Raw genomic sequence first — 7,620 nt, forward strand, 5'->3', positions numbered from 1 at the left:
TTATGAAGAAGTATATCATTTCTGCCTGTGCAGCCCTTGCAATGACGGTCTTTTCCGCTTGTTCTATTGAAAATCCTACCGTAGTTGCAGGTCGTGAATGGAATCCTGCCAATCAGTCCGTAGCGGATACGACCAGCGTCTTTAAGATGAACGAACAGATGGTTGTCCAGTTCCGTTATGGAAAGAACTTTGATTTTGGAAAACTGAAGACAACCTTCTTTGAAGGTACTGCAGAAAATAAGGGTCGTGAAATTTGGTCTCACGAGGTTCCCGTAAGCCCGAAGGTAGCTGTCTACACCCTTCAGGGTAAGTCCAAGATGGGCGGCCTTATGAATGCCAAGGAAATGACTCGTCTTAAGAAGCCTGGAACCGTTCTCGTTGAATTTAGTGCCGATGGCCAGGTCCTTGCATCCAAGAATATTTCCGTGGAACTTCCGTAAATGAAATTAAGAACTCTTTTGGGCCTTGGTGCCGCATTGTTTTTCTGCTCCTGCGATAAGGAAACCTTGACCATTAACTACACCCTTAATGAACCGGTGGACTTGGAACTTTATACTGAAGGTTACTTCTCCACATTGGACCAGAAGGGCGAAGAACGCATGGGTACCGTAACTGCGACCTATGTGGATTTACATTATTCTCAGGATAAGGATTCCTTGAAGGTCACTCGAAAGTTTACCGCCAACAATTCCCGCGGCTACCTGAAGCATTCCATGCCTTCTGAACTGGCCTGGAGAATTCGTCAGGTGGATTTGACTGCCTTGGATCGCGATGTGGCTCATATCGAAGGCTACGAAGATGGTTATGACTCCGTGGTGGCTCACTTGCCCATTCCCGAACGTTGGCGTAAGCAGTTGGCTAATAAGGATTACATCCCTCACCTGAAACGCATGGAAAAGCACCGCTGGGAAATGGACCACCTGATTGTGGGCGAAATTCCGACCAAGGGCAATATTACGCAACTTTTGAAAGACCGTAACCGTCTGAACTTCGGCCTTATCCAGATTGACTCCGTGGTGGTAAAGGGCTTCGAAAACCGTGACCGTCGTCGCTGTCTGGATTATGTGGTGTACCTCCAGGAAAAGGAAAGCTTCCCCTATTACATTTGGGAACAGCATGTCAATAGCAAGATTGTTCCGGAATCTTTCCAGGCTTACAACAAGGGCCTACAGGCTGAGTACAAGGTTCAGTACGAAGTAATGATCGATCCTTCCAATGGTGTTCCCTGCCAGGAACGTGAAGTGAAGGTGGGTGTCAACACGATGGTGAACCCGGTCCTTCAGGATACTGCAACATTTACCAGCTATGTGACTTACGAACGCCTTTACAACGTGAAGCGCGGCGAATAATCTTTAACTGATTCGGGTGTTATGAAAAAAATCCTCGCTTCTCTTGCCATGCTTTTTCTGGTGGGCTGTGCAGCCCATACGTCTCCTCAGCAGACGCTGGTAGATGACCGCTATCTGGTTTATAAGGAAACTTACAAGGCCTATAGGGAAGCGGAAGAAGATTACCTGAATTTGCTGTTCAATCTGGAACAGATGCCGGAGGAAGAAGAACTCTGGATTATGAAGCGTGACAAGATGCTGGAACTGGTGCAGTTGAGAGAATTGATGCTCAACGCCCGCACGGAACTGGACAATGCCATGCAGGATTGGGAACGCCACCTGACGGAACTGCAGTCCGAAATGAAACAGCCTAAGATCAAGTACAACCCTAATTTCGCAGGTGATGCAGGAAGACGCACTAGCCCTGGCCAGTTACTTCCTGGCGAAGTTCCCAACAAGAAAAAATCAAACGGGTTCTAATGATGCAGGGGGTGTTGCCCCCCCTTTTTTATTGCCATGTATTGCTGAATCCCATCCCGATGGTAAAGTTGATGCGGGTGGGGGCGATGCTTTCCGGAATGAGCGGGAGATCGATGGGGTTCAACTTTCTACCGCCGCTCAGGTCCTTGTTTTCGCCAATACGGCTTAGACCTCGAGCCAGTGTGACGGAAATGTCCAGAGGCACGCTGTAGAACAGCTTGTTGCTCATTCTCAAGCTAATGCCTACGCTACGGTCCCAGAATCTGTGGTCCGTAAGTTTATCTGTGTCAATCCACTTGCCGTTCCAGGCAGCACCCATCTGGGCGAACAGGTCAAAATACAAGCTCCTGGTACTGAAAATCCAGGCAGACTTGCGCCAGTCATCGTAGATGGGGAATAGGTAATGGACTTCGGCCATGGCCGTTTTCATGCCAGCCAAGGTGTAGTCTTCGGAGCTTCTCAGGTAGGGGTAACCTTCCAGGAAAACGGCGTGGTGATAGTAGGAATCCAGGGTGTCCTGGTCTGCATCCGTATTCCAGCTGAGGATTCCTGCAATCTTACCGCCGGCGGCAAGGCGTGCGCCTGTCCAGGGGCTCTGAACGCTTCCGTACAGGTTTAGTCCCAATTCGTGAATATTGAAGTTCCGGTACTTAGGAGTGATGGCTCCGCTTGCATTCACCGTAAAGCTTTCTGCAAAAGTTCCTGGGCGGTAAAGATCGCTGTTGGAATACTGGTAGTACAGGAAGAGTCCGTCCCCCTGACCGCTAATTCCCGAACCGCCTTCTCCTTCGGAATCGCCATAAAGACCAAGAGCCACCAGGGCGCTGATTCGCTTCTGGTAAGTCCACTCAAAGTTATCTTCGTAAAGATTGAAGTTCGCCCAGTCGTAACCTACAGCGACTTGCAGGGTGTCGATAGTCTTGAAGATGCTGTAGCCGGCAGACGCTGTAATCGCCTGCATGGGAACTGCGTAACGGCTAATGCCAAGGCTGTCTCCGTTATGGGCGCGAACGTCCTCGTAACGAACGGTGTCCTTGCTAGTGTAGTTGGCGTAAGTGTAGGAAAGTGCCAGGTCGATGGGGGTGCTATGGTTTTCCCAGGAGACGAAGAATTCCTTTTCCTGCTCCGGATTGAGGCCACTGCTGTTGATGAAATCAATGCCCGCTCCCAGTTCCAGCAAAAGCCCCATCTGGACGGTGTTCTTTTTAAGAGGGTCGCTGAGAACCACCGCTAGGCCCGCCTTCACTTTCAGCTGGCCTTCTCCAAAAACGGTCAGGTCCGGAGCATTTTCGTTTAGGACGATCATGGGGACGAACAGCGGGACGCTAGGAATTGGCTTGTAGTCCTGCTCGATGCCGGCAAATTCCAGGTCGTTTAGCTGCAGCTGCTTGAACTCGCGCCTGGGGGCTACTCCGTTAAGGACGATTTCCTTGGTACCTTCCTTAGGAACGATGGTACGGACCGTATCTACAATCTGGATGACACTATCACGAAGGGCGATAATCGGCTGGGATACACAGCTTGTATTTTTGAGGCAGTCCATAGATGCAGAATCGGTGACTGCTGAATCCTGGACCGTAGAATCACAAACTGTCCAGGTGGTGTCGGATAACTGAACCGTGGAATCCCGCTGGCTTACGGTGATGGTCGTGTCTGCGGAAGCGGGGACGAATATGCTGTAGGCCAACTTGTACAAGGAAAATCCATCCTTGTCGTAGTTAGTGTAGTAAAGGGTATCCCCTGCAAGAACGGGAGTGAAGGCTCCACCGACGACATTGGTTAACGCATGTTCTGTTCCGCTTGCAATGTTCTTTTCGATCAGGTTGAAAATGCCGTTCCTGTTGCTGGAGAAGACGATCTTGTCGTTGTCCAGCCAGTTCACGTCACGTTCGTCAAATTCAGGATTGCTGACAGTCTTGAAGTTCTTTCCGTCGGCATCCATCACGGCGATACCGCGGACCACATCATCGTAGTAGCCGATGGCGATGCGCTTTCCGTCGGGACTGAATTTAGGACTATAGATGTTGTAGTATTTCAGTTTCTCGTCGGGAACATAGATGTCCACAGGTTCCTCGGACTGACCCGCTTTAAGATCCTTGTTGAAAGGAATTTTGCTCAGGACGAATCGGGTGCTTGCGTTTTCCCTACGGACAAATATCATGGAGTCCCCTGCAGGATTGAATGCGGGGTAAACGGCATCCTGCAGGTAGGTAATGGTCATATGGTTCTTGTTGGTATCGCTGACTGCAATGTCGAAGTGGGCGTGTCCATCCTTGTCGCGGTTCTTGTAGCTCACATAGGCGATAATAGGACCGAAGGTAGAATCCTCCAGCACGTCAATGCCCTTGTCTAGCCAAGCCTTTTCCATGGTAAAGCCGTGCTTGGCGAAATCCCCGATGTTGATCGTGCTGTCGGCACCCTCGATTTCCACTTCCGCGTCGTCTACTGAAACCTTTCCTGCAGCAGCTACACTATCCTGTGTCGTAGTGGAGTCTGTGGCGGAGGAGTCCACGGAGGTTGTGTCTACCAGAGGCATCTTGAAAACGCCACCATCAAACCAGATGCCGCCAAAGTTGGATACGCCATAGAGGGTATTGCCTGCAATAATGGGAAAGTCGTTCCAGAAGGACTTGTCGGTAAGCTTGGTGCCTTCCACCAGCTCGCCTAGGGATTCCTTTTGCTTCTGGTAATCTTCCGTGATTTCCTTTTTCCAGGCGTTGTACAGTTCCTGTTCGCTAATTCCAAGGACTGCCTTGACGGCTCCGTCCAGAGTCATGCGGTTGAACTTGGACAGGTTTCCCCAAATCTTGGGAACGGCGTCTTCCCCGTAGTGCTTGTCGATGTAACGGACTAGGGCAAAGCCCTGGGTGTAGGGACCTAATTCCGCAAAGAGGGAGTTGTCCGAGAAATCATGCATGTACTCCAGGGAAAGCAGGCTGTCGTTTAAGGCAGCAACGCGCAGGAGCATGTCTCGATGGGAATCCCATCCGTCAAAACCCATACGGCTGGATTCGTACTGGGCGGTGCCTTCTGCAAGCCATAGGGGCTGCATGGTGAAGGGGAGTAAACTCAGGAAATTGGTGGTGGTACGCTCGTTGTAATAGTCTGTGTAGCCAAACTGTACGCCATACAGGTGGGGATTGACTTTGCTACCACTTTCAATACTGACTAGATGGCTGAATTCGTGAGTGACCACATCGGCAAGCCAGCCATGGGAACTGCGAACCTTGAAATCCCAGTTGGTAAGCCACAGGTTCAGTGCGTTCTCGCTGGGGATTGCCGCACCGTTACTGTACAAGGCGTTATTCAGCGTGACGTTAATCCGGCTAGTAACTCCCTTCTGGTAGCGGCTGATGACACTGTCGTATACGGCTTCTGCATAAGCGGAAACCTTGGAGGCGTGATCGGTGTAATCTGCAGGGTAATGGAACTGGAAGTGATCCGTACCTGCTGTCTTCCAGCGGATATCGCTTTGATTGCCGTAAAAGCCGGCTGCAAGAGCCGTTCCTGCTGTCGTAATCGCCACAAAAAAAGTAGCGGCAACTTTCGATAAGAACCTGTGTCGTTTCAAAATAAAATCCGGAAAATATTTACTGTAACAATGTACAAAAAATGCCGTCTCCAAAAAGGAGACGGCATCGTTATAATCGGTTAGTTACGATGTTGTCAAAAAGGATTAGTCCTTTAACTTCATGACATCTGCCAGACCTTCGTAGATCTTGCCGTCGTTATCCACAACGGAGAAACCGCCGGTGTAACCCCAGTGAGTCCAGGGAATCTGCAGGGTGTCGCAGATTTCGGTCATGGCCTTGTAGTAGTTCAGGACGGACTGGGCGTCGGACTTATCGCGGAGGGCGCCAAATTCGTTGATGATCACCGGAACGTTGTTCTTGACGGCCCATTCCTTTGCCGGGAGAATTCCCTTGAGGATAGCTTCCTTGCTACCGTTCTTGTAGTAGTTCTTGATGGCAGTCTTTACACTGCTCTTAACGCCACCATTCACACCGTAGGTGAAAGAGTATTCGGACCAGTCTTCTGCCACATAGGGGAAGGGAATGTTGTGGATTGCAGCATAGTCGGTCCAGGAACCGCCCTGATGGGTGAAGAGGAAGGGCTCGTAGGTATGGATTGCGTAGACGATGTTGTCATCGGTAAACGGAGTGCGTTTTGCCAACAGGCTGATGGAGTACCACTGGGCGTCACCGAAGATGATGGTGTGCTTGGTATCAACGCTACGGATGGCGTCGATCATGGCCTGGGCGGCCACGGTCCAAACTTCAGACTTTACGGCACCGCTGGTCATATCCGGCTCGTTCAGCAATTCAAAGAAGATGTCTTCGCGTTCGCTATCGGCGAAATGCTTGGCCACATTCTTCCATACGCTAGCCATCATGTTGATGTAGTTGCTGTCGGCAGCGGAAGTCTTGTTATAGCTGTTGTCGTATTCATGATAGTCAATCACGAAGGACATGCCGTTTTCCTTGGTCCACTTGTCGAAGGCGTCGAGAACGATATAGATGGAATCGTCCATGACGGCTTCCTTTTCGGTACCAGCGATGAGTGCCTTGCGGTTGGTGGCGTAAAGGTCCAGGTCAATGGGCAGGCGCAGGCTCTTGAAGCCGTTTTCAGCAAGGAGCTTGATGTCCTTTTCACCAAATTCGAAGTTGCCGTCGAACTTGCCGTCGGCTTCTTCCAGCCAGTTGGTGAAATTGACGCCCTTGTTTAGGTACTTCATGGCTTTTTCCTGCAGCGGGTTGCTGACTGCAACGTCGCCGATGGTCACGGTGGGGATAACCGCGGGGGTCTTTTCCATGTCTGCCACATCAACCGGCAGTGCATCGGTTGCCAGGAATGCCACGTTGTCGATCATCAGGGAATCAGAAGTGACCTTTGCGGATCCCTTGATGTGGAAACTAATCTGGAAGATGTTGTTCTTGTCAAAGACGACAGGAGTGCCCCAACCTTCCTGGATCAGGTCGCGGAACTTGATGTCCACGCACTTCCAGGCAGCCTTTGATGCAGCGGACTTGATGCCGTGTACATCGTAGTCTTCAATGTCGGTTGTTTCTACGCGTGCGGTATGGGCAGGACCCTTATAGCAGTAATGGAAACCTCCGATATTGGAGAAATCCGCTTCGTCGATTGCGACGCCAAGTGCTACATACGGATCGTATTCGTAGCCACCTTTGTCCAGGGTGTAGTTGATCTTGAATGCATACTTGGAATTGTAGCCGCCAGCAACGGGAACGGGATAGCCTTCATCGCTTTCCGCGGTGGTGATGACGGATGCGCCACCATTGCCCTGGTCGTCATAGACGAACCAGCCCTTGCCTTGGGCGGTCTCGCCGTCGCCGTCTTCGAAGTCGTCAATCAGGATTCCCTTGGGTGCAAATTCCTCAATGGTACCTGGGGTGGGGTCGGTAGGATCCGTCACTGCGGGATTGCCTGTGGTTGTATCTCCGGGAACAGGATCAACAGCAGGAATGGATTCAGTAGGAACGCTCGGATCCGGATTGGCCGGAGCGTTGGGCTTGCTGGAAGAATCGTCACCGCAAGCGGTGGCCATCATGGCGATTGCTGCTGCAGAAAGTCCGATAAAGGCTTTTTTCTTGATGTTCATTGTTTCCTCATTTGAAAACGTTTTTGTTTTTCCAAAGGTATATCTATATCCAAATGGAGGTGTGGGAAAGTTTTTTAATAAAAAAGAAATAAAAAACGGCTCTTCATCAACATGTGTGGGTGGCTTCGCCACCCTTTTTTGTTGACTTTCGCCTAAATTAAACAAAAAATGGGCTATTTTCTAAAATTTAAT

The 7,620-nt window shown here is 50.5% G+C and carries 5 protein-coding genes; 3 read left to right on the forward strand and 2 right to left on the reverse strand.

Annotated elements, in window-relative coordinates; all coding sequences use genetic code 11:
- The first annotated feature begins 2 nt into the window (after positions 1 to 2).
- The 3 genes from BGX12_RS12980 to BGX12_RS12990 are packed head-to-tail and all read left to right on the forward strand — an operon-like array spanning position 3 to position 1,808.
- On the forward strand, positions 3 to 440 hold the full coding sequence (locus BGX12_RS12980; protein ID WP_146196343.1) for a hypothetical protein: 438 nt from the start codon (positions 3 to 5) through the stop codon (positions 438 to 440).
- Positions 441 to 1,349: a hypothetical protein gene (locus BGX12_RS12985; protein ID WP_109736472.1), complete on the forward strand. Its 909-nt coding sequence runs from the start codon at positions 441 to 443 to the stop codon at positions 1,347 to 1,349.
- A gap of 21 nt (positions 1,350 to 1,370) precedes the next feature.
- The gene (locus BGX12_RS12990) at positions 1,371 to 1,808 is read left to right on the forward strand and encodes a hypothetical protein (protein WP_109736473.1); all 438 of its coding nucleotides are present in this window, start codon (positions 1,371 to 1,373) and stop codon (positions 1,806 to 1,808) included.
- A 28-nt stretch (positions 1,809 to 1,836) separates the two neighbouring features.
- Here BGX12_RS12990 and BGX12_RS12995 read toward each other — a convergent pair whose 3' ends face one another.
- Positions 1,837 to 5,334 (reverse strand): PD40 domain-containing protein, encoded by a 3,498-nt coding sequence (locus BGX12_RS12995; RefSeq protein WP_109736474.1) that lies wholly within the window; start codon positions 5,332 to 5,334, stop codon positions 1,837 to 1,839.
- A gap of 150 nt (positions 5,335 to 5,484) precedes the next feature.
- The gene (locus tag BGX12_RS13000) at positions 5,485 to 7,428 is read right to left on the reverse strand and encodes a cellulase family glycosylhydrolase (RefSeq protein WP_109736475.1); all 1,944 of its coding nucleotides are present in this window, start codon (positions 7,426 to 7,428) and stop codon (positions 5,485 to 5,487) included.
- Positions 7,429 to 7,620 lie beyond the last annotated feature (192 nt).

The sequence above is a fragment of the Fibrobacter sp. UWR4 genome (assembly GCF_003149045.1).
In the GTDB taxonomy this organism is placed as follows: Bacteria; Fibrobacterota; Fibrobacteria; order Fibrobacterales; family Fibrobacteraceae; genus Fibrobacter.